Genomic DNA, 21,795 nt, shown 5'->3' with positions numbered 1-21,795 from the left:
CTCCTCGTCGACTAGTGGGCCACGGCGGCAGCGCCGTGCTCATCGATCAGATGACCGGTATAGAACCGGTCCAGCGAAAACGGCGCGTTCAACGGATGCGGTTCGTCCTTTGCGATCGTGTGCGCAAAGACCCATCCCGAACCGGGCGTCGCCTTGAAGCCGCCCGTCCCCCAGCCGCAGTTGAAGTACAGCCCCTTCACATCGGTCTTGCTGATGATCGGGCACGCGTCCGGCGACACATCGACGATGCCGCCCCACTGCCGGTTCATCCGCACGCGAGAAAACACCGGGAACATTTCGACGATCGCCTCGAGCGTGCCCTCGATGATGTGGAAGCTGCCGCGCTGCCCAAACCCGGTGTACTGATCGACGCCCGCGCCGATCACCAGATCGCCCTTGTCGGACTGGCTGATGTACGCGTGGACCGCGTTCGACATCACGACCGTGTTGACCACCGGTTTGATCGGCTCCGACACCAGCGCCTGCAACGGATGGCTTTCGAGCGGCAAGCGCACGCCGGCCATGTCGGCGAGCGTCGACGTGTTGCCGGCCGTGACCACCGCGACCTTCTTCGCCTTGATGAAGCCCTTGGTCGTATCGACGCCCGTCACCTGGCTGCCGTTACGGCGAATGCCGACCACCTGGCAGTTCTGCACGATATCGACGCCGGCCTGATCCGCGCCGCGCGCGAAGCCCCAGGCCACCGCATCGTGCCGGGCCACGCCGCCGCGCCGCTGGATCGATGCGCCGAGCACCGGATAGCGGCTATTCAGATTGATGGTCGGTTCGAGTTCCTTGATCTGCGCGGGCGTGAGAAATTCGGCATCCACACCATTCAGCCGGTTCGCGTTGACGCGGCGTTCCGTGTCGCGCACGTCCTGCAGCGTATGCGCGAGGTTCATCACGCCGCGCTGGCTGAACATCACGTTGTAGTTCAGGTCCTGCGAGAGCCCTTCCCACAGTTTCATCGCCTTCTCGTAGAGCCCGGCGGATTCGTCCCACAGATAGTTCGAGCGCACGATCGTCGTATTGCGCGCGGTATTGCCGCCGCCGATCCAGCCCTTCTCGAGCACCGCGACGTTGCGCACGCCGTGTTCCTTCGCGAGGTAGTACGCGGTCGCGAGACCATGCCCGCCACCGCCGACGATCACGACGTCGTACTCACGTTTAGGCTCGGGGCTGCGCCATTGCCGCTCCCAGTTCTCGTGATACGACATCCCGTTGCGCAGCAGGCTGAATATCGAATAGCGGCTCATCGTGGGTCCTTTGCGGTTTTGCAGATACGGTGTAGCGGGTTCAACACTCGATGACGTTCACGGCCAGCCCGCCGCGCGACGTCTCCTTGTATTTCGTCTTCATGTCGGCGCCGGTTTCGCGCATCGTGCGGATCACGCTATCGAGCGACACCACGTGCTTGCCGTCGCCCTTCATCGCGAGGCGCGCCGCGTTGATCGCCTTGATCGCGCCCATCGCGTTGCGCTCGATGCACGGAATCTGCACGAGCCCGCCGACCGGGTCGCACGTCATGCCGAGGTTGTGTTCCATGCCGATTTCGGCGGCGTTCTCGACCTGCGCGGGCGTGCCGCCCATCACTGCCGCGAGCGCCGCGGCAGCCATCGAGCAGGCCACGCCCACTTCGCCCTGGCAGCCCACTTCGGCGCCGGAGATCGACGCGGTTTCCTTGTAGATGATGCCGATCGCCGCGGCGGTCAGCAGGAAGTCGACGATGCCTGCGTCGTTCGCCGCATGCATGAACTTCACGTAGTAGTGCAGCACCGCCGGGATCACGCCGGCCGCGCCATTGGTTGGCGCGGTGACGACCCGGCCGCCCGCGGCGTTTTCCTCGTTGACGGCCATCGCGTACAGGTTGACCCAGTCGAGCATCGACAGCGGATCGCGCAGCGATTCCTCCGAGCGTGCGCGCAAGCGCTCGCACAGTTCGGCCGCGCGGCGCTTCACGTGCATCGGGCCGGGCAGTTCGCCGCGCACCTTGCAGCCGCGTTCGACACACGCGGCCATCGTGCGCCAGATTGCCAGCAGGCCCTCGCGCACTTCGTGTTCGGGCCGGGTCGCGCATTCGTTGCGCAACGTCACTTCGGCGATCGACAAGCCGCTTTCGCGGCACACGCGCATCAGATCGTCGCCGGTGCGAAACGGATACGGCACCTCGGCGGTCGCGCGGCGTCCATTCACGCGATCGCCGTCGCGATTGACGACGAAGCCGCCGCCGATCGAGAAATACTCTTTCTCGACCAGCAACTGACCGTTCTCGTCGAAGGCCTGAAAGCGCATGCCATTCGGATGCACGACGCCCGAGCCCGGTGCGCCCGGCATCAGCTTGCGGTAGAAGCCGACATGCTCGCGCTCGTCGAACGCGACTGGATGCTTGCCGAGCAGCACGAGCTGCTTGGTCTCGCGGATCGTCCGCAGCCTCGGCTCGATCAGGTCGGGGTCGATCTGGTCGGGCAGATTGCCTTCGAGGCCGAGCAGCACGGCCTTATCGGTGCCGTGGCCCTTGCCGGTCGCGCCGAGCGAGCCGAACAGCTCGGCTCTGACGCGCCGCACGAAGCCGAGCAGATTCGCGTCCTCGACATGCGATGCGAAGCGGCATGCGGCGATCATCGGCCCGACCGTGTGTGAGCTCGATGGACCGATGCCGATCTTGAACAGATCGAAGACGCTGACGTTCATGGCTTGCCTTGTGCGTTGAGTCTTGCGAGTTGCGATGGCCTGAAGCGCTTCGACTCGACTGATGCGCCCGGATGGAAAGTGCGTCTATTGCACCGCACGGCAGGCCCGATCGATAGAATAAAAACGGCATCGCAATGGGATGGCGTCGTCAAATGACCCGCCACGCGGGCCTCCCGGCGGATTTGCGATGACTTGCGACGCATTCGCGAAAGGCGGCCCGACGCCGGCAGGCAATGCTGAAGGTCCGTGGTGCTATGCTTGCCTACAGCCTTTTCGGTCAACGTTCGTTCCACTTTCGCCGCTCTTATCACCGACCCGCCGCGCGCATGAATTCCGCTGAAACGCTTGCCCCTTCCTCACTCGACACCGCCGCGAAGCAGCGCATCCGCTTCGGCATCATCCTGCTGCCGAACTTCACGCTGACCGCGTTCTCGGGTTTCGTCGATCTGCTGCGCCTGTCCGCCGACGAAGGCGACTTCAGCAAGCCGGTGCGCTGCTCGTGGAGCGTGATCGGGGAAACCCTTGCTCCGGTGCGCGCGAGTTGCGGCATCCAGATCACGCCGTGGGAAACCTTCGAAACGGCCGAAAAGTTCGACTATGTGGTGGTGGTCGGCGGACTGCTGCACTCGGGGCCCGCCGCGAGCGAGGCGACGCTCGCGTTCATCCGCCGCGCCGCCGCGCGCGACGCGACGCTGGTCGGCATGTGCACCGGCGTGTTCTCGCTGATGCGAGCGGGCGTGCTCGACGGCCACCGGATCTGCGTGAGCTGGTTTCACTACTGGGATTTCATCGAGCGCTTTCCGTCGGTCGACGAACAGATGCTGGTCGCCGACCGGCTGTTCGTGATCGACCGGCGGCGCATCACGTGTTCGGGCGGGCGCGCGTCGATCGACGTCGCCGCCGCGATCCTGCTGCGGCACTTCGAAACCGCGACGGTGCAGAAGGCGCTGCGCATCCTGCTCGTCGACGACCTGCAGAAAGGCAACGCGCCGCAGCCGCATCCGCCCGGACTTGCGCCGGCCTCGCATCCGAAGGTCAAGCGCGCGATCCTGCTGATGGAGCAGCACGTGGGCCGCGCGCTGTCGCTCGACGAACTGGCGGGCAAGCTCGATCTGTCGCCGCGTCAATTGGAACGGCTATTCAAGGCGCAGACAGGCAAGGCGCCGCAGGCCTACGCGAAGCAGGTGCGTCTGCGCACCGCCGCGTGGCTGCTGACGAGTTCGGACAAGACCGTCGCCGATATCGCGTCGAGCTGCGGCTTCTCGGACGCGTCGCACCTGGGACGGGAATTTCGCAAACAGTTCGGCGTGCCGCCGATGATGTATCGCGAGCAGCGCGGCACGGCTGAACAGGTCGACGACGGCTCGTGCTACGACGAAACCTTTCCGGGCCGCGCGCAGGCGATCTGAATTGACGCGGCGTGCGCTACTCCGGCATGCGCCGCTCTACGCTCGGCGCATGCCCGAACTGCGCGCGGTACGCCTTGCTGAAATGACACGGCGAATGAAAACCGCACACCGCGGTCACGCGCGCGATCGATGCATCGGTATTGCGCAGCAGATCGCGCGCGCGGCGCAGCCGCAGGCTCAGGTAGTAATGCGTCGGCGATACGTTCAGGAACAGCTTGAACATCCGCTGCAAATGGCGCTGCGACAGGTTCACGAGCCGCGCGAGTTCATCGAGCGATAGCGGCTCCTCGATGTTCGCTTCCATCAGCCGCACCACTTCGATCAGTTCGGCGCGCGACAGGCCGACCCGCGCATCGACCGGAATGTGCTGGTAATCGGTCGAACCGCGAATCCGCTCGACGATGAACTGCTCGGACACCTGCGCGGCCACCGCGGGCCCGAGCCGCATGCCCACCAGATGCAGCATCAGATCGAGCGGCGCGGTGCCGCCGGTGCAGGTGAGCCGGTCGCGGTCGATCACGAACAGCTCGTCGTCGAAATGCACGTGCGGATAGCGCTGGTGCAACGGCGACATGTCCTCCCAATGCACGGTCGCCCGATAGCCGTCGAGCAGCCCCGCCGCGAGCAGCGCATACGGGCCCGTGCAGATGCCGCCGAGCGGCACGCGGTGCGCGGCGGCCTCGCGCAGTTGCGTGATCACCGCGTCGTTCACATACTCGCGCACGTGCCAGCCCGCGCATACGAACAGCAGGTCCGGCATGCCGGCCTCGGCGAGCGTGGTGGTCGGCTTCACCGTGATGCCGTTGCTCGCGCGCGCCGGCTCGCCATCCGGTGTGACTACCGACCACCGGTAGTGCTGCGCGCGGCCCACGTAGTTCGCCATGCGCAGCACCTCGACCGCGCTGGTGAACGCGATCATCGAGAAGTTCGGCAGCGTCAGGAAGCCGACGTGCGCGACGGCTGACAGCCGCGCATCGGCTTGTTCGGCGGTGGCGATTGCGTCGCGCTTCATGGACGTATCGGATCAGGCCATCAGCCGTGTTGCGCCGCCGGCTCGCGGCGCACTTTCATCGCCTGGCGCAATCCGGCGAACAGCGGTGCGCGTGCCTTGCCCGGCGCCCGGCCGAAGCTCTCGGTGATGCGGTCCAGAATGATCGCCAGCATCACGACCGACATGCCGCTTTCGAAGCCGAGCCCGATATCGAGCCGCTGGATGCTCGCGAGCACGTCGTTGCCGAGACCGCCCGCGCCGACCATCGACGCGATGATCACCATCGACAGCGCCATCATGATGGTCTGGTTCACGCCGGTCATGATCGACGGCAACGCGTTCGGAAATTGCACCTTGTAGAGCAACTGCCACGGCGTGCAGCCGAACGCCTGCCCCGCTTCGACGATTTCATGATTGACGTGCTTGATGCCGAGCGCGGTCAGACGCACCGCGGGCGGCATCGCGAAGATCACCGTCGACAGGATGCCGGGCACGCGGCCGAGGCCGAACAGCATCGCAGCCGGAATCAGGTAGACGAACGCGGGCATCGTCTGCATCAGATCGAGGACGGGGCGCACGATCATTTCGACGGTGCGGCTCTTCGCCATCCAGATGCCGAGCGGTACGCCGAGCACGAGACTGATCACCGTCGACGACAGCGTGAGGCCGAGCGTGATCACCATCTGATCCCAGAAGCCGGTGCCGTAGATCAACAGCAGCGCGGCCAGCGTGAACAACGCGAAGCGCCAGCCGACGCGCCACAAGCCGATGCCGACGAAGAACGCCATCAGCGCCCACATCGGCACGGCCTGCAAACCGTGCTCGACGGCCGCGGCGAAACTCTCGATGACCTTGCCGATCGTGTCGAAGGTCTTCGCATCATGATCGAGCAGGTAGTGAACGCCGTGATCGACCCAGGCGCCAAGCGGAATGATTTCAGACATGGGAACCTCGATGATGCGTGAGAACGCTCAGCACGTTCGTCTTGTTGACCGAGCCGCAGTAGGAGCCGTCCGCTTCGACGACCGGCAGCGGCGCGCGGCTCGCCACCACGCGCTCGACCACGTCGTTGAGCGGCGTGCTGCGATGGATGCATTCGATCTGGTTGAGCTGCGGCGACACGCTGCCCGTCGCGTCGCGGCATACGAAGCCGCGTATCCTGCGCTCGCTGTCGAGCACGAACGCGTAGTCGGCGCTGCCGTTCAGCGTCGCGGCGACGCTCGACGCGTCGATCTGCGGCGCGTGCATCAGCGGCACGTCGTCGGTTTGCATCAGATCGCCGGCCGTCAGATAGCGGCTCGTGTCGATGCCTTCGAAGAATGCGCGCACGTAGTCGTCGGCCGGGTTCTTGATGATTTCCTGCGGCGTGCCGATCTGCACGACGCGCCCGCCCTCCATGATCGCGATGCGCGTGCCGATGCGCATCGCCTCCTCCAGATCGTGCGATACGAACAGGATCGTGCGCTGCTGCTCGCGCTGCAGATCGAGCAGCACGTTCTGCATTTCCTTGCGCTTGAGCGGATCGAGCGCGGAGAACGCCTCGTCCATGATCATCAGCGACGGGTTGACCGTGAGCGCCCGCGCGAGCCCGACGCGCTGCTGCATGCCGCCCGACAGCTCGGCGGGCAGCTTCTGCGCGAACGGCGCGAGGCCGACCTGTTCGAGCACCGCCAGCGCCCGCGCCTCGCGCTGCTTGCGGCCGACGCCCGCGACCTCGAGGCCGAACGCCGCGTTGGCCAGCACGGTGCGCTGCGGCATCAGCGCGAAGGACTGGAACACCATGCTCATGTCCTTGCGGCGCAGCGCCGTCAGCTCGGCGCGCGGCACGCTCGCGACATCGCGGCCGTCGATCAGCACCTTGCCGGCGCTGGGGCCGACGAGCCGATTGATCAGGCGAATCAGCGTCGACTTGCCGGAGCCTGACAGGCCCATCAGCACGAAGATTTCGCCCTCGCGAACCTCGAACGACGCGTTGTGCACGCCGACGATCTGACCAGTGCGGGCAAACACCTCCTCTTTGGTGGCGCCGCTGGCCAGCATTGCGAGCGCCTGTTTCGGGTTGGTGCCGAACACCTTGCACAGCCCTTCGACCACGACCTTGGGGGAATTCATCGAATGCTCTCCTCGCTTGCGGACGTCGCCCGCGCTGTGCCTACATAGTTGCTAGAAAAAAGTGCGGCCAGCCGACTATTTCCGACAAGCACATGCGGAAATGCGACACCCGGCCGCGCCGCAAGCGCTCGACGCGGCGACGAAAGCCTTGTGGCAGAAGGGATTGGCGCCGGTTGGCCCGCGCGCGGAGGATGTCGCGACAGAGCAAGCGGTGCTCCCGGACGGCAGCAAGCGCGACACGGTGCCCGCGGGGTGAACCGCTCAGGAGATCGACACGCCCAGCAAACGTCCGACGCCGAACGTAAATCCCGCCGCGATCAGTCCGATGATGATCTGGCGCAACGCGGAAAATCCCGCGCTGCGGCCGTTGAACAGCGACGTGAACACGCCGATCGACGCGAGCGCCAGCATGCTCAGCACGACACACTGCACGATCGCGCTGACGCCGTGCGACCACAGAAAAGGCATCACCGGAAAAATCGCGCCCAGCGAGAACAGACAGAACGACACGCCCGCCGCCGACCACGGGTTGCCGCCCAGTTCCGCCGGATCGAGACCGAGTTCCTCGCGCGTGAGGGTGTCGAGCGCCTTGTCCTTGTCGCGCATCATCTGCGCGGCCACGCGTTTCGCCTCGTTCGCGTCGAGCCCTTTCGCGCGGTAGATCAGCGCGAGCTCGTGCTCCTCCGCGTCGGGTTGCTCTTCGATCTCCTCGGCTTCCTTGGCGATCTGCGTGCTCGCGAGTTCGCGCGCATTGGTGACCGACAGCCATTCGCCGAGCGCCATCGAACAGGCACCGGCGATCAGCCCGGCGAGGCCGGTCAACAGGATCGCCTGGTTGCCGGTGCCCGCGCCGGCGACGCCCATGATCAGGCAGAAGTTCGACACGAGGCCATCGTTCGCGCCGAGCACGGCCGCGCGCAGATCGTTGCCCGACGCGGCGCCCTTGTGCCACGACTCGGCCGCGGCGATGCGCGCGCCGGGCGACAGGTCGGGGTTGCTGGTGCTGGCGAGCGTCTGCACGACCGCCGCGTGGTGATGCTCATCGGCCGACATGTGGCCTGCGTCGCGTTGGCCTCGATATTTGTTGCGGTCCGCGTATTCGGCGGCGGCAAGAGTAGGCAGCACGAAGTCCGCGCCGCACACGTGCACGAGCCCCTTCATCAAACGCGTTTTGATCGCATGACCGCGGCCTTTCGGTTCGATGCCGTTGGCTCGGAGCTTGTCGGCCCACACTTGCGCGTGACTGTGTTCGGATTGCGCGAGCTCCTGATAGATCTGCTTGCGGGTCTCGTCTTTCTCGACGCGCGCGAGCGTCTCATACAGGGCGGCGCTGTGCAGTTCGTCGGAGAGGTTCGCCTTGTAGCGTTTCACTTCATGCTTCGTTGCCATGATCACGTTCCCCGCGGATCGCGTTGCTGACGGCAAAGCCTGACCGAAGCCGCCCGGCGTCTCGTCGGCGCTGAATACCGCGCCGGGCGTGGACTTGTCCGTTACTGGCTGGCCGGCGCACCGACGCCGGCCTTTTTCTGCGCCGCCTGCAGCTTGTCCGGATAGTTCGGATCGTTCTGCGCCGGCTGGTAGCCCGCGTCTTCGAGTTTCTTCAGCTCGGCGTTCTTTTTCGCGCGAGCCTCTTTGCGCGCTGCCTTGCGCTCGGCCTTCGTTGGCTTCGGGGTGGTTGTCGTCGCGCCTTCCTGGGCCGCGGCATCCGTCGAGCCCTGAGCGAGCGCGAGCGGAATGGTGCCGGCCATCAGTGCGACGGCCGAAACCCCAAGCATGATTCGTTTGATGGCGAAGCTCTTCATAACCGAGATCCCTTGGTTGATTGGTAATAACGTACGAGTGCGTCTGCAAATCGTGAAGCACCACAGCGGGTCGCGCAGCCCGGACGCGAACCCGTCAGGGAAGCTTACAGGCAAATGGCGGGATGCGCGCTGTAACGATCGGCGGGCGCGTTCGTCGCTTCGTCACGAACCGCTCTGCTACCCGATCCATCACAGTGATCTCCGGCATTGGGCGATCAGACATTCATTCGTGATGCGGTCTTTTGGCAAGACCGCCCCGCCAGGAGTATCGTTTAACCGCGCCGGAAGCGCCGAAACCACCACTCCTGTACAAGACAGGCACTTCCCAGAGCCCAGACCAGCTCGACAAAAGCGCGACGTTTCTAACATGCAACGAAGCGACATCAACTTATCGAGGATGGTGAAACCGTGAAAACACTCAATCTTTTGAAGGTGCTCGGAATTGCATTGTGCGTGGCAACGGCATCCAGCGCCTACGCGCAGGCAAGCGACGCGCAGGCGCCTGCCGCCACGGCAGCCGCGCCGGCCACGACCACCCAATCGACGCGTGCGGCGGATCGCAAGCTCGGCCGCGACGTGCGGCGCGCGCTCTCGAGAGCGCAGGGCTTCAACGTGTCGAATGTGTTCGTGCGGGCGCGCGGCGGCGCAGTGACGTTGACCGGCTCGGTGCCTGAGAGCGGCATGATCCAGCAGGCTGCCGACGTGGCGAAAGGCGTGCCAGGCGTGACCTCGGTGACCAACAAGCTCACGCTGAATTTCCCGTCCCGCGGAGGTGGTTGAAGCTGAGCGTCGGCATTCGACTCGCAAACGGGAGCGCCGCGAACCTGCGATGCATGCGGTGTCTCCCGCTAATCCCCGGTCGTCGTCCTGCTATCTGGACTTCTGGGCACCATCCGGCACAGCTCAGCGCCGCACCAAGCCCACCACATATCTGCACACCTGAGTGCCAGCATTGAAGAACTCGCATTCGACCGGCGCACCGAGTTGCAGGCAGTCCCCCGCTTCGAGCCGGTACGTCAGCGAGCCCTCGCGAAACGTCAGCACCCCTTGCGTGACCCAGATCTGCTGATGCTGAAACACGAACGCATCCGACGGATAAGGCACCCTCACCCCGATCGGCAATTCGATTTCGAGCAGCTCCAGCACGCCGCCGGTGGGCGGTGAAATACGCCGCCGCGTATAGCCGGTTTCGGGGTCTTCCCACAGCGACTGGTCCGCATGACGCACGAGCCGCTCGCCGGTCTGCTCGGCGAGCGCGAGCAACGTCGACAGCGTGAGCCCGAACGCGCCCGACAGTCGCCCGAGCACCGTCGCGGTCGGACTCGCCTCGCCACGCTCGATCTTGCTGATCATCGCCTTCGACACACCCGAGCGCTCGGCCAGTTCGGCGAGCGACCAGTTGCGCGCCTCGCGCTCGGTCTTTACGCGCGCGGAGATCGCCTGGGTCAGATCGATCGCGGAAGTTTCGGACATGGCGGGGGCGTCGGTGCGGAGGTGAGTACCGCGAAATTATATCGATGCGATGCCGCCGCGGGCGTACAAACGGCGTTCAACGCGCACCCTCCCGAGCCGCCGAACAATGTCTTGCATAGTGATTTTTCGTCCACTATATTAAACGAAACGCCCTCGTCCGAACTGCTCACCAGCCGGAACACACGATGCCGAAGCAAATCGTTCTCAACGCGTTCGACATGAACTGCATAGGCCACATCCAGCAAGGGCTGTGGACCCATCCGCGCGATCAGTCCACGCGCTACACGGACCTGCAGTACTGGACCGACTATGCGCAGAAGCTCGAAGCGGGCCTGTTCGACGGCATCTTTTTCGCGGACGTGGTCGGCGTCTACGATGTCTACGGCGGCAACCCCGATGCCGCGATCCGCGGCGCCGTGCAAGTGCCGGTCAACGATCCGACGCTGCTGATTCCAGCGATGGCCGCGGTCACGCGGCATCTGTCGTTCGGCGTCACGTCGAATCTGTCGGTCGAGCAGCCGTTTCTGTTCGCGCGCCGCATGTCCACGCTCGATCATCTGACGCGCGGCCGGGTCGGCTGGAATATCGTGACCGGCTATCTGGACAGCGCGTCGCGCGCGATTGGCTTGACCGGTCAGATGGCGCACGACGACCGCTACGATCTCGCCGACGAGTACATGGAGCTCGTCTACAAGCTGTGGGAATGCAGCTGGGAGGACGACGCGATGCTGCGCGACAAGGCGCACGGCGTCTACGCAGACCCGTCGAAGGTCCACGTGATCCACCACCACGGCAAGCAATACCGCGTCGATGCGATGCATCTCGCCGAGCCGTCGCCGCAGCGCACCCCCGTGCTGTATCAGGCCGGCTCGTCCGCGCGCGGCAAACAGTTCGCGGCAGCACACGCGGAGTGCGTGTTCGTCAACGGCCAGGCGAAGCGGGCGGTCAAGTCGATCGTCGAAGACATTCGCGCGCACGCGGTCGCCGGCGGCCGCCGCGCCGACGACATCAAGGTGCTGCTCGGCCAGACCGTAATCACGGGTCGCACCGATCAGGAAGCGCAGGAGAAATTCGACGAGTACCGCCGCTATGTGAGCTCGGAGGCGGCGCTGGTGCACGCGGCCGCATCGCTCGGCATCGACTTCGCGCGTTACAACCTCGACGAGCCGATCGAAACCGGCAATAGCCAGGCGATCGTGTCGAACGTCGAAGCGATGACTCGCGCGGCCGGTCCGCAATGGACGAGGCGCAAGCTGCTCGAACAGATGGTGCTCGGCAGCCGCCAGCAGCCGCTCGTCGGTTCGGCCGAGAAAATCGCCAGCGAGCTGATCGCATGGACCGAGGAATCCGGCGTCGATGGCTTCAATCTGTCGCGCACCGTCGTGCCCGAGTGCTTCGACGATTTCATCGAACTGGTCGTGCCGCTGCTGCAGGAACGTGGCGCGTACAAGCGCGCGTACCGCGACGGCACGCTGCGCGAAAAACTGTTCGGCCATGCGCGGCTGCCCGAGACTCACACCGCGGCGCGCTTCCGATCGCCGGCTTGCGCGTCGGCACCGGCCCACGAGGCTCGCGGCTGACGCGATCACCGTCGTCTTAGCGAACCCCGACTTCCAGCAGAGGCCTTCATGCTTGACAAGAGCACGTTCCGCGACGCGATGGCCGGTCTTGGCGCGGCCGTCAACATCATCACCAGCGACGGCGAAGCCGGCCTTGCGGGCTGCACCGCGTCGGCGGTCTGCGGCGTCACCGACGAGCCGCCGACGCTGCTCGTCTGCATCAATCGCGGCAGCCGCAATAACGCCGCGTTTCGCAGCAACGGCAAGCTCTGCGTGAACGTGCTGAGCGCCGAGCAGCAGGCGCTTGCCGCGCACTTCGCCACGAGCGCGCTCGCGATCGAAGAGCGCTTCGCGGCCGCGCAATGGGACAAGCTCGAGACCGGCGCGCCGGTGTTGCAGGACGCGCTCGCGTCGCTCGATTGCGAGATCGGGTCGGTGACTGAAGTCGGCACGCACACGGTGTTCTTCTGCGCGGTGAAGGCCACGCGCACGCGGGGCGCGGGCGATGCGCTGATCTACTACGGACGCCGCTATCATCGCGTCGGCGAGCGCTCGGTGTACGCGACGCATCAGCTCGCGGCGAATCAATGCGAAGCGTCCGCCTGCGCCGGTTGAGTTCGCACGGCTCGTTGAGATCGGCGGACCGCCGCGATCGTCCGGCCGAATAGCGTTTGCGGCGCGGACCGGATCGAGCGCAATACTTTCGCTCGCCGCGCCGACCATCGACGCGTCACGCCCGTACGACGCCCGTCATCGGTCCGCCCACCACGGTCCGGCCAAACAGCGCTGCTGCCGTCCGTTCCGGGTCGAGCCCGAGACTTTCACTCGCGGCGCCTGCGATCAACGCATCGAGCGAGGTGGTCGGCTTCAGGTCACGCGACTGATACAGCTGATACGGCGCGAGCCCCGGCCAATCCGCTATCACACGACCGCCCTGCACCGAGCCGCCCAGCACCATCGCGACCGAGCCGGTGCCGTGATCGGTGCCGCCCGTGCCATTCGCGGCCGCGGTGCGGCCGAACTCCGTCGCGACCAGCACCGTGGTCTTGTTCCACGATGGTCCCATGCCGTCGCGCAACGCCGCGAGCATTGTATCGAGCGCCTTCAGCTGATTCGCGAGCCGCGCGTTCTGCGCGCTGTGCGTGTCCCACCCGCCGGTCTCGATCATCGCGATGCGCGGACCGTCGTCGCGCGCCAGAAAACTCGCCGCGAGCTTGCCGAGGCTCGCCGGGTCCTGACGTGCGCCGGCATCGCCGGCGACGCTGCGCGCCGCCATCGCCGATTCCCACAGCGGACGCAACTGCGCGTCCTGCTCGTAGAGTTGCGACACGCGCGCGAGCAGATCGTCGGACGCCTGCGGCAACCCCGACGGCGCATACGACGTCACGGAAACGGGACCGCGCAGCGCCATCGGCACGGTCGGCGCGAACGCGATCGCGTTTTCGCGGGTCGCGGGCAATTGCGCGGCGAGCCGGTTGAGCCAACCATCCTTCGTCCGATACGGCGATGTGCCACCCGTTTCCAGCACGTTCTGTCCGTCGAAATGCGAGCGGTCGCGGTACGGCGAAGCGACCGCGTGCACGAATAGCGCCTCGCGCTGCGCGTACAGCTTCGCCATTTGCGCGAGCGCCGGATGCAGCGCGAACGTGCCGTCCAGATGCGGCGCGTTCGACGCATCGATCGCGAGTGGTCCGCGCAAACTCGCATACGCGGGGTCCGCGTAAGGCACGACGATGTTCAGGCCATCGGCCGCGCCGCGCTGGATCACGAACACGAAGCGGCGGTCGGTCGCGACATGCGCGAACGCAATTCGCGGCGACACGAGCAGTGCGCCGGCACCGGCGGCGGCGACGCTCAGAAACTGGCGGCGTGACAGCATGGCGTTCACCTCCGTTGAAAATCGGGCGATACGAGCAGCAGCGCGATCGCCGTCGCCGCGCTTTCCGCGCGCGACACCGCCGTGGCCGTCGGCTCGCTGAGCGAGCCAGCCAGCAAGGTCTGCCCGAGCGAGCGCGCATCGAGCCGGTCGCCCACGCGCGAAGCGAAGCGTTGCGCGACTTCGACGCGGCGCACGAGCGCATCCGGTGCGGCCCAGCTCGCGGCGATATCGTCGTAGCCGGCGGGCGAACCGGGTCGCCACACCGGCTGGCCCAGCTGCGTCAGGATCGGCGCGCTCTGCAGATTACCGAGGTCGTGCCAGCCGAGTCCGCGCATCGACGAAATGGTCCACTCCCACGGCGTCTTGAACTTCACCGCGCCCGGCGACCACGCTTGCGGCATATCGATCAACGCGCGATAGACGGTCGGCAGATCGCCGTCGCTGCGGGTGAACGCATCGGCCAGACGAACGCTCACGCCAGCCGGCGGATTGTCGGCGACGAAATGGCGCGCGAGCTTCGCGCCGATATGCTGCGCGGTGGCCGGCGCGTGCGCGAGGTCGTGCAGGATCGCGAGCGCCTGCTGTTCGCCGGCTTCGGCGTAGCGGCGTCCCATGATCGTGCGCGAGCCCGGTTCGTGCAGCGCCTGGCGAAACACGAAGCTGCCGGGTTCGCCGCTTGGCTCCATCGTGCGCCGGTTTGCATTGGCGCCGACGTTCCCCGGATTGCCGACGAGACTCCAGCCGGTCAGCGCACGCGCGAACTCGGTCACGTCGTCCTGGCTATAGCCGCTGCGCACGCCGAGCGTGTGCAGTTCCATGATCTCGCGCGCGAGGTTCTCGTTGAGTCCGCGTCTGTTGTCCGGATTGCGCTGCGCGGCGCGCAGCGCCGCCATGCTGTCGGGACCGACCGAGCGGGTCTGGTCGAGGAACAGCTGCATGGCCGGATGACGCTCGACGGCCACCAGCATGTCCTCGAAACGGCCGAGCACGTGTGGGCGAATCGCTTCCGCTTCGAACGACCCGGCAAGCGCCGCGACGCCGGGTTTTTCGGCCGACACCGCAAAGTGGTTCGCCCAGAAATGCACGAGGCGTTCGACAAATGGCGTCTGCGTACTCAGCGCGCTTGCGACGCGCGCATTGACCGACGAGCGGTACAGGTCGAGGATTTCGACGCGAAACGCCTTTCGTTCGGATAGCTTCGCAGCTTGCGCGTCGGTCTGGCTGGCTGCTGCCGCGTTGCTGGCGATGTTGGTTGCGATGTTGTTCGCGTTCCGGTTCGAGTTGGATTCCTCGCCCGCCTTCTGTTTCGCCTGCTGCTCGATCTGCATGCGCTGCTGCGCGAGCTGCGTCGACAACGCGATCGAATCGGGCTGATTCGCCCACGCGTCCGGCCTCGGCTGGTACTGCTCGAACTGGGCGAGCAGCCATCCCTTCGGATCGGCTGGCGGCGTATCGTCGGCGCGTGCGCCGAGGCCGAAGCGGTTCAGTGCGACCGCCGCGGCATTCAGGTTCGGTGAGTGGGCCATGCGATCCTCGTCGGCAGGTAAGACGCCTGCATGTTCGTTAAACGGCCGACGCGCCGGAATCCGTCGCCACCGCACGCATTTTTTTATTCGCCCGATGCAGCATTCGCCGCCGGTTTCCTTGCGTTCGGCGCCGGCTGCGCTTCGCGCCATTGCCCGCGCAGCTTCAGGCTCTCGGCGAATTTGACACGCTCCTCGGGCGTCAGCGTCGCCGCGAAATCGGCGACGCTCGCTTCGACCATCGCGCGAAGGCTGCTGTCGGCCGCGCGGGTGCGCGCGAGCGCGGCATCGAGCGCGGCGCGATCGAACTGCGGCGCGGCCAGCAAACGCAATACCTCACGACGCCCTTCGCGAGCGTCACGCGCATACTGGCGCCCGTCGCGCCGCGCGTTTTTCAGGCCGTCGTTAAACGCCTGCCGCTGCTGCGCCGACAGCGGCTCGGCGGCGAACCGCAACGCGCGCTGGTCCTGCGTCACCGGCTGATTCGCACCGTGCGCGGCGAACCACTGATACGCGCCGCCGGCGATCGCGCCGAGCAGGAACACGTTGAGCACCGTGGAGCCCAGCAGCGCAAATTTCCACGAGCGCCCGTTCATTCGCCGCTCCAATCGGCGGAGCTGCCGCCGAAGCTCGAAGTCAGATACGAGGATTCATGCAAGACCGGCGCGTTCTCGGTCAGCACGAAGAACGACACCGCGAGCGCGCCAGCCAGGCCACCGAGCAGCCCGACGCCTGCCACCGCCGCGCCCGACCACCACAAACGCCAGCGCGCGGCCGGGCGTCGCGACGGCGCGCCATCGATGATGCGCCGTTGCAGTTCGAGACTCGGCGGCTCGATCCGGTCCGCGGCGAGCCATGCATCGAGGCCGGCCGCATCGCTCAACACCGCGTCGGCTTCGTCGCGATGCGCGCGCGCCCACTCCTGCGCGGCCTCGCGTTCGCGCTCCGGCCAGCGACGCGCGTCGGCGCCGTACGCTGCGACGATCTGATGGAATCTTTCGGGCGTCATGACTTGTCCTTGCTAAGGCCGCTGCCGGCCAGTTGGGCGCGCAAACCGCGGCGCGCGCGGCTCAGCAGACTTTCCAGCGCGTCGACGCTGATTCCCATCAAGGCGGCAGCGTCGACGTTCGACATCTCCTGGTAATAGCTCAGCACGAGCGCTTCGCGCTGTCGCGCCGGCAGCGCGGCGAGCGCCGCGCGCACGCGCGCGTGGTCCGCCCGTGCTTCGAGCCACGCGTCGGGTGGCGCGGCGGGATCGGCCGCGTCGGGCAGTTCGTCGCTCGGGTCTTCGCGCTGGCCGCGCAAACGGTCATAGCAAAGATTGAGCGCGACCCGATGCATCCACGTGTCGAACTTCGCTTCGCCTTCACGCCAGCGAGCCGCCTGTTTCCAGATCCGCACGAAGACCTCCTGCGCGACGTCCTCCGCTTCCATGCGATCGCCGAGCATGCGTGTGGCAAGCGCGAGCAGCCGCGGCAGTTTGCGCGCGACCAGCGAGCGGACCGCGCCGGGCTCCTCGCGGCCCACCCGCGCGATCAGCTCGGCGTCCGGATCGGGCGGCGCGTCGCTCAAGGCGTGCGGCTCCGTCGCGACATCACGCGCGCGCGTTCGCGTGCGGGCCGCATCACGGGATCAACGTCGTTCACTTGCCGCTGCTCCTTCGACTATCGTGTTGTTATGGTTTTCGTGCGCTACGGCGCTAGCCGGCCGGGTATCACGTATGCGGTCAATATACGACGACCGCCGGCCGGTAATAGGCCGGACGTGCCGGATAGACCACACAGCCGGCGAGCAAGGCCGCCAGCAGAATCATCACGAGTGTTTTCATCGCAAGCCTCGCTCAAGCCCAATGTCCTTCGACCCAGCGCCAGTGCGGCCCACGTTGCGCCCAATGCCCGGGCACCCAGTGATAGCCGACCCGCACCGGCTGCCAGTGGCCCGGCGCCCACACATAGCGGCCGTGCTCCCAGCGCCAGCGGCCCTGATCCCACACATAGCCGTCCCGAGGCGCGGGCACGAGTTCGACGCGCGGCGGCGGCGGCGCCATCGGCGCGATCACCACTTGTGCGAAGGCGGGTGCGGCCGTCAGCGTGGCCGCGCAGCACAGCGCGGCGCCGAGCGTGGAACCGAGCAGGCGACTCATGCGGTTCGAGATCATGTCGTTTTCTCCCATAGGACCGAAAAGAGCCGGAGCCAGAGTGGCTCCGTTTCTGCTTCAACGGGTCAGCGGGGCGAAATCCGTCGCTCTGTTTGCAAAAAAAAGTGCGGCGGGAAGGAAGCGTTTCACTGTCGGGTGGCCATCGCGCTGCGGCCCGCGAACCGGTGGGGTATCCTTGCCGCTTTAGCGAACCTTATCCGTACCCTCCCCCGATGGCCGATTTTCCTTTCGATGCCGTGCTCTTCGACTGCGACGGCGTGCTCGTCGATTCCGAACCCATCACGAACCGCGTGCTCACCGAGATGCTCGGCGAGCTCGGCTGGCATATGAGCGTCGAAGAGACGATGCGCATTTTCGTCGGCAAGATGGTCAAGGACGAAGCGGAACTGATCGAGGCGCACACTGGCTTTGCCATCACGGCCGAGTGGCTGGCGCAGTTCCGCGCGCGTCGCAACGTGGCGCTCGACAAGGAGTTGCGCGCGATCGACGGCGCCTCTTTCGCGGTACGCGCGCTGCACCAAACGTTGAACGGACGCATTGCGGTGGCGTCGGGCGCGGATCGCATCAAGATCGAATTGCAGCTCGTGAAGGCCGGCCTCCTCGACTGCTTCGACGGGCGCATCTTCAGCGGCCACGAAATGCCACGAAGCAAGCCGTTTCCCGACGTCTACCTCGCCGCGGCCGCGGCACTCGGCGTCGAGCCGGCACGCTGCGCGGTGATCGAGGATACGGTGACGGGAGCGACCGCGGGCGTTGCGGCGGGTGCGACGGTATTCGGCTATTGCCCGACGCACCTCGGCCATAGCAGCGCGACCGCGTTGCATGGCGCGGGCGCGGTGCACGTGTTCAGGGAAATGGCCGAGCTACCGGCGTTACTCGCGGGATGGAGTACGCGCTGATTCGGCCGACGTGTTGGCAGTTGAACGACACCGGCCTGACGCGAGTTGGCCAACCACGATCAGTTTTCGGCTGCGCAGGTGCGGTCGATCAGCGCTTGCGCCAGTACCGACGTTGAATCCCGCCGCATGGCATGTTGCGTGCAACTGGAACGCCCGAGCGCAAGGCATTTGCGCGCTCGATACCCATCCAACGTTGCCGGAGATTCATCATGTCCAACTTGACCCTTGCCGATCTGTCGCGCTGCGACGACCTCGACCACGCAGTTGCTCAGTCCGTGCGCGGCGGGTACTCGCGCGAGTACCCGCCTTCGTGTTACAAGCCGCCGGTGTGCAGCCCGCCTCACTACGAACCGCCGCACTACAACCCATGCCCGCCGGTGCACTTTGGGTGTGGACCGGTCTACACCCCGATCTGCCATCCGGAACCGGGCAAGATTGTGCCGCTATAAGCACGAGGCCTCGCGCCGTTGCGTACGACGGCGCAAGCCTGTATGTGTTGCGGCCCAGGTCGGTATGACCGGGCCGCAGCGTGCGTTTCGTGCGCTTTACTCGAAAGCAGGATCGATTGGCACGCGATAGCCGACCGCAAGCCGGTTCGTTTCGTTAGCCATTCCGACGATCGCCTGCAGTTCACCGAACATCTCGTCGGTCGTGCCGGCGCGACGCGCCGCCGCCGTGTGGCTCGCGACGCAATAGCCGCAGTTGTTCGTCACGCTGACCGCCACCGGAGCGAGGTTGGGAGCAAGTGGACAATTCCTGACTTACTGAACTTGACGACCTATGATCAGGCGAAGTGTGCCGCTTGACTTTGTGACACGTCTCGATCAGAGATGCCTATCGGGCCCGAAAGCCCCTCAAAGCGGGACATATTCATTGCGAAAATCTTTCCCGCTGCTTGATGCGGTCCTCAGTGATTTCCTTCATGCAATCCCAGAAATATATGTAGCGTCCGGATGCTTCACCGAGCGCGTAGACATAGGAGTAGCAGTAACGATCGCGATATTTGAACCAACTTTCTTGCGCTCCGACAAAATCGGGAGCGGCTAAAGGAGCGTGATACTCCGCCAATTCCTTGTCCGACTTTTTTATTGAATTCAGAACCTTGGCATAAGTGGCGTTTAGCGTCGAATTCAAATGTTCGAAATCCCATTGCCCGCACGCGGCCGCATCATCAGCGGAAGCATTTTGACCGGATTTACAGAACTGGTCGATTTCCTTCAGTGATTTTCCTTCAAAGTAGATCGACAGCGCAGGGAATTTCTTATAGTCAAACGACTCAGAATAAATGGTTCTACCGTGTACCATCGAACTAAAAGCAAACGCAGCGATAGTACACGCGGCAGTCAATGTGGCCAAAGACCTGGTGGGTTGCATCATATATTCCCTCCGCAAAAACCCGCGCCTCTGTTATCCGTCGCTGACGCCGGTTTCGGCGTTTAGGGCCTGAGCGTGCGGCATCGGCGGGAAGTTTGAGTAGATCGAATAGGTAATACGGCAAAGGTCGCATTCTTCCTCGACTGTCCAATTCGTTCCACTGCTTTGCTGTTTAAGTTGCTCCATTACACTTTCAGGCGATACCTCGCGAATTAACCATCGAAACAGACCACGGTCAACCGCATTAATTCGGGATAAGCCCTTTTTGACAACTATTTACGATTCTGATGATGAGCGCTGTTCAACGACAGATAAGTCCGACGTCCGCACAGGCTTTATATCGACGGCCCGTCGACCATCTGCTCGACGTTCACCCTTCGCACGCGCCGTCAGTGTCCAGATCCGCTCGCATGAATAGAAAAAGGCCACCGGTCTTTCGACCGATGGCCTTTGAGGCGCGACGCCGGGGCTAAACCCCGAGGTTTTAAACCTTCGCCACGCGCCCGTACGTATCCTCGAACCGCACGATATCGTCCTCACCGAGATACGCGCCCGACTGCACCTCGATCAACTCGAGCGGAATCCTGCCGGGGTTCAGCAGCCGGTGAGTAACGCCGAGCGGAATATAGGTCGACTGGTTCTCAGTCAGCATGATTTCCTTGTCGCCGTTCGTCACGAGCGCGGTGCCCTTCACGACGATCCAGTGCTCGGCGCGATGATGATGCATCTGCAGACTCAGCTGCGCGCCCGGATTGACGACGATGCGCTTGACCTGGAAGCGCTCGCCGCTATCGATGCCCTCATACGAACCCCAAGGCCGCACCACGCGACGATGCGTGACCGACTCGTGCCGCCCCATCGCATTGAGCTGCGCGACGATCTTCTTCACGTTCTGCGCCTGGTCCCGATTCGCGACCAGCACCGCGTCCGCGGTCTCGACGATCACGACGTTCTCGAGCCCAATGGCGGCCACGAGCCGATGCTCGGCGCGAATATACGAGTTGCTGACCGCGTCGGTCAGCACGTCGCCGATCAATGCGTTGTTCTGCGCATCGCGCTCGGCGATGTCGGCGAGCGCAGTCCACGAACCGATGTCGTTCCAGCCGAGGTCGACGACCGCGACGACGGCCGCGCGCTGGGTCTTCTCCATCACCGCGTTGTCGACGGAAATGTTCGGGCAGGCGGCAAACGACTCGGCATCGAGACGCACGAAATCGTAATCCTGCTGCGCGTTCTGCAGCGACAACTCGGCCTGACGCGCGATCTCCGGCTCGTAGCGGCGCAACTCGTCCATATACGTCGACGCTTTTAGCATGAACATACCGCTATTCCAGTAGTAGCGGCCCTCATCGATGAAGCGCTGGGCGGTCGCGGCATCGGGCTTCTCGACGAACGAGTCGACCGCGAACGTCTGCGTGCCGTCGATCAGCGGCGCACCCGCGCGAATGTAGCCGTAGCCGGTATGCGGCTCGGTCGGCGTGATGCCGAACGTGACCAGACGTCCATCCTTCGCGATCTGCGCGGCCGCTTCGACCGCCTTGACGAATGCGGCCTCGCCCGCGATCACATGATCGGACGGCAGTACGAGCAGCAAAGCGTCCGACGTGTCGCGCAGTGCGAGCAACGCGGCCACGGCGATGGCCGGCGCGGTGTTGCGGCTTGCCGGTTCCAGCACGATGTTTGCGGACCCCACGTCGACCTGGCGCAGTTGTTCTGCGACAAGAAAACGCTGCTCGTTGTTCGTGACAACGATCGGCGCGGTGACACCATCGATGCCGCGCAAGCGCAACGCGGTTTGCTGGACCAGCGTGTGTTCGCCTGTCAGTGCGAGGTACTGCTTCGGATAGCCGCCGCGCGACATCGGCCACAGTCGCGTGCCGCTGCCGCCGCAAAGAACTACGGGATGGATGTGCATGTTTTCAGGT

Annotated in this window: 22 protein-coding genes and 2 pseudogenes; 7 read left to right on the top strand and 17 right to left on the bottom strand. The window is 65.1% G+C overall.

From position 1 onward, the window contains the following. Window positions 1–11: 11 nt before the first annotated feature. Both AB3X96_RS11695 and AB3X96_RS11690 read right to left on the bottom strand, forming a co-directional pair. Entirely contained in the window at window positions 12–1,256 is a 1,245-nt protein-coding gene (locus tag AB3X96_RS11695) for a sarcosine oxidase subunit beta family protein (protein WP_013091654.1), read from the bottom strand. 40 nt (window positions 1,257–1,296) lie between these two features. Beyond that, on the bottom strand, window positions 1,297–2,691 hold the full coding sequence (locus tag AB3X96_RS11690) for an L-serine ammonia-lyase (RefSeq protein ID WP_368589847.1): 1,395 nt from the start codon (window positions 2,689–2,691) through the stop codon (window positions 1,297–1,299). 326 nt (window positions 2,692–3,017) lie between these two features. Here AB3X96_RS11690 and AB3X96_RS11685 point away from each other — a divergent pair, with 326 nt between their 5' ends. Further along, window positions 3,018–4,100: a GlxA family transcriptional regulator gene (locus AB3X96_RS11685; protein WP_176105889.1), complete on the top strand. Its 1,083-nt coding sequence runs from the start codon at window positions 3,018–3,020 to the stop codon at window positions 4,098–4,100. A 16-nt stretch (window positions 4,101–4,116) separates the two neighbouring features. Here the strand turns inward: AB3X96_RS11685 and AB3X96_RS11680 are convergent, their stop codons facing one another. The 3 genes from AB3X96_RS11680 to AB3X96_RS11670 are packed head-to-tail and all read right to left on the bottom strand — an operon-like array spanning window position 4,117 to window position 7,203. After that, complete coding sequence (locus AB3X96_RS11680; RefSeq protein ID WP_368589846.1) at window positions 4,117–5,112, bottom strand: GlxA family transcriptional regulator; 996 nt, start codon at window positions 5,110–5,112, stop codon at window positions 4,117–4,119. Window positions 5,113–5,132: 20 nt separating this feature from the next. Beyond that, window positions 5,133–6,035 carry a choline ABC transporter permease subunit gene (gene choW, locus AB3X96_RS11675; protein WP_176125327.1) on the bottom strand — a complete coding sequence of 301 codons (903 nt, stop codon included), beginning with the start codon at window positions 6,033–6,035 and terminating at the stop codon, window positions 5,133–5,135. Beyond that, complete coding sequence (locus AB3X96_RS11670; RefSeq protein ID WP_368589845.1) at window positions 6,028–7,203, bottom strand: glycine betaine/L-proline ABC transporter ATP-binding protein; 1,176 nt, start codon at window positions 7,201–7,203, stop codon at window positions 6,028–6,030. Before AB3X96_RS11670 ends, choW begins: the two co-directional genes overlap by 8 nt. Before the next feature lie 100 nt (window positions 7,204–7,303). Here AB3X96_RS11670 and AB3X96_RS11665 point away from each other — a divergent pair, with 100 nt between their 5' ends. Continuing rightward, window positions 7,304–7,459 carry a hypothetical protein gene (locus AB3X96_RS11665; RefSeq protein ID WP_368589844.1) on the top strand — a complete coding sequence of 52 codons (156 nt, stop codon included), beginning with the start codon at window positions 7,304–7,306 and terminating at the stop codon, window positions 7,457–7,459. Window positions 7,460–7,464: 5 nt separating this feature from the next. On the opposite strand, the gene AB3X96_RS11660 is transcribed toward AB3X96_RS11665, so the two are convergent. Then, window positions 7,465–8,592 (bottom strand): VIT1/CCC1 transporter family protein, encoded by a 1,128-nt coding sequence (locus tag AB3X96_RS11660; protein WP_368589843.1) that lies wholly within the window; start codon window positions 8,590–8,592, stop codon window positions 7,465–7,467. Between the two features lie 101 nt (window positions 8,593–8,693). Then, on the bottom strand, window positions 8,694–9,005 hold the full coding sequence (locus AB3X96_RS11655) for a hypothetical protein (protein WP_368589842.1): 312 nt from the start codon (window positions 9,003–9,005) through the stop codon (window positions 8,694–8,696). A 408-nt stretch (window positions 9,006–9,413) separates the two neighbouring features. Here AB3X96_RS11655 and AB3X96_RS11650 point away from each other — a divergent pair, with 408 nt between their 5' ends. Next, complete coding sequence (locus AB3X96_RS11650; RefSeq protein WP_176105882.1) at window positions 9,414–9,785, top strand: BON domain-containing protein; 372 nt, start codon at window positions 9,414–9,416, stop codon at window positions 9,783–9,785. 123 nt (window positions 9,786–9,908) lie between these two features. Here the strand turns inward: AB3X96_RS11650 and AB3X96_RS11645 are convergent, their stop codons facing one another. After that, window positions 9,909–10,478, bottom strand: a complete 570-nt coding sequence (locus AB3X96_RS11645; RefSeq protein ID WP_368589841.1) for a helix-turn-helix domain-containing protein — start codon at window positions 10,476–10,478, stop codon at window positions 9,909–9,911. A gap of 185 nt (window positions 10,479–10,663) precedes the next feature. Between AB3X96_RS11645 and AB3X96_RS11640 the strand changes: the two genes are divergently transcribed. Both AB3X96_RS11640 and AB3X96_RS11635 read left to right on the top strand, forming a co-directional pair. Then, entirely contained in the window at window positions 10,664–12,058 is a 1,395-nt protein-coding gene (locus tag AB3X96_RS11640; protein WP_368589840.1) for an LLM class flavin-dependent oxidoreductase, read from the top strand. A 48-nt stretch (window positions 12,059–12,106) separates the two neighbouring features. Further along, entirely contained in the window at window positions 12,107–12,652 is a 546-nt protein-coding gene (locus AB3X96_RS11635) for a flavin reductase (protein ID WP_368589839.1), read from the top strand. A gap of 115 nt (window positions 12,653–12,767) precedes the next feature. Here the strand turns inward: AB3X96_RS11635 and AB3X96_RS11630 are convergent, their stop codons facing one another. From AB3X96_RS11630 to AB3X96_RS11605, 6 genes and pseudogenes are all read right to left on the bottom strand, one after another. Continuing rightward, the gene (locus AB3X96_RS11630) at window positions 12,768–13,916 is read right to left on the bottom strand and encodes a DUF1501 domain-containing protein (RefSeq protein ID WP_368589838.1); all 1,149 of its coding nucleotides are present in this window, start codon (window positions 13,914–13,916) and stop codon (window positions 12,768–12,770) included. A 5-nt stretch (window positions 13,917–13,921) separates the two neighbouring features. After that, the gene (locus tag AB3X96_RS11625) at window positions 13,922–15,442 is read right to left on the bottom strand and encodes a DUF1800 family protein (protein WP_368589837.1); all 1,521 of its coding nucleotides are present in this window, start codon (window positions 15,440–15,442) and stop codon (window positions 13,922–13,924) included. 83 nt (window positions 15,443–15,525) lie between these two features. Then, window positions 15,526–16,035, bottom strand: a complete 510-nt coding sequence (locus AB3X96_RS11620; RefSeq protein ID WP_368589836.1) for a periplasmic heavy metal sensor — start codon at window positions 16,033–16,035, stop codon at window positions 15,526–15,528. Beyond that, window positions 16,032–16,448 carry a hypothetical protein gene (locus tag AB3X96_RS11615; protein WP_176105872.1) on the bottom strand — a complete coding sequence of 139 codons (417 nt, stop codon included), beginning with the start codon at window positions 16,446–16,448 and terminating at the stop codon, window positions 16,032–16,034. The genes AB3X96_RS11620 and AB3X96_RS11615 overlap by 4 nt, the downstream gene beginning before the upstream one ends. Further along, a pseudogene (locus AB3X96_RS11610) lies at window positions 16,445–17,041 on the bottom strand (RNA polymerase sigma factor); the annotation flags it as partial. The gene AB3X96_RS11615 and the pseudogene AB3X96_RS11610, both read right to left, overlap by 4 nt. 238 nt (window positions 17,042–17,279) lie before the next feature. After that, on the bottom strand, window positions 17,280–17,597 hold the full coding sequence (locus AB3X96_RS11605) for a YXWGXW repeat-containing protein (RefSeq protein ID WP_368589835.1): 318 nt from the start codon (window positions 17,595–17,597) through the stop codon (window positions 17,280–17,282). Window positions 17,598–17,809: 212 nt separating this feature from the next. Between AB3X96_RS11605 and AB3X96_RS11600 the strand changes: the two genes are divergently transcribed. Beyond that, window positions 17,810–18,496, top strand: a complete 687-nt coding sequence (locus AB3X96_RS11600; RefSeq protein ID WP_368589834.1) for an HAD family hydrolase — start codon at window positions 17,810–17,812, stop codon at window positions 18,494–18,496. A gap of 209 nt (window positions 18,497–18,705) precedes the next feature. Next, on the top strand, window positions 18,706–18,945 hold the full coding sequence (locus AB3X96_RS11595) for a hypothetical protein (protein WP_176125311.1): 240 nt from the start codon (window positions 18,706–18,708) through the stop codon (window positions 18,943–18,945). Between the two features lie 96 nt (window positions 18,946–19,041). Here the strand turns inward: AB3X96_RS11595 and AB3X96_RS11590 are convergent. The 3 genes and pseudogenes from AB3X96_RS11590 to AB3X96_RS11580 form a co-directional block, all read right to left on the bottom strand. Beyond that, window positions 19,042–19,221: pseudogene (locus AB3X96_RS11590) on the bottom strand (carboxymuconolactone decarboxylase family protein); the annotation flags it as partial. A 145-nt stretch (window positions 19,222–19,366) separates the two neighbouring features. Beyond that, entirely contained in the window at window positions 19,367–19,873 is a 507-nt protein-coding gene (locus AB3X96_RS11585) for a lysozyme inhibitor LprI family protein (protein ID WP_368589833.1), read from the bottom strand. Window positions 19,874–20,354: 481 nt separating this feature from the next. Beyond that, window positions 20,355–21,785 (bottom strand): mannose-1-phosphate guanylyltransferase/mannose-6-phosphate isomerase, encoded by a 1,431-nt coding sequence (locus AB3X96_RS11580; protein WP_368589832.1) that lies wholly within the window; start codon window positions 21,783–21,785, stop codon window positions 20,355–20,357. Window positions 21,786–21,795: the final 10 nt, after the last annotated feature.

The organism is Paraburkholderia sp. BR13439, from assembly GCF_040948805.1.
Taxonomy (GTDB): Bacteria; Pseudomonadota; Gammaproteobacteria; order Burkholderiales; family Burkholderiaceae; genus Paraburkholderia; species Paraburkholderia youngii.
This window is presented reverse-complemented; position numbering and strand designations above follow the sequence as displayed.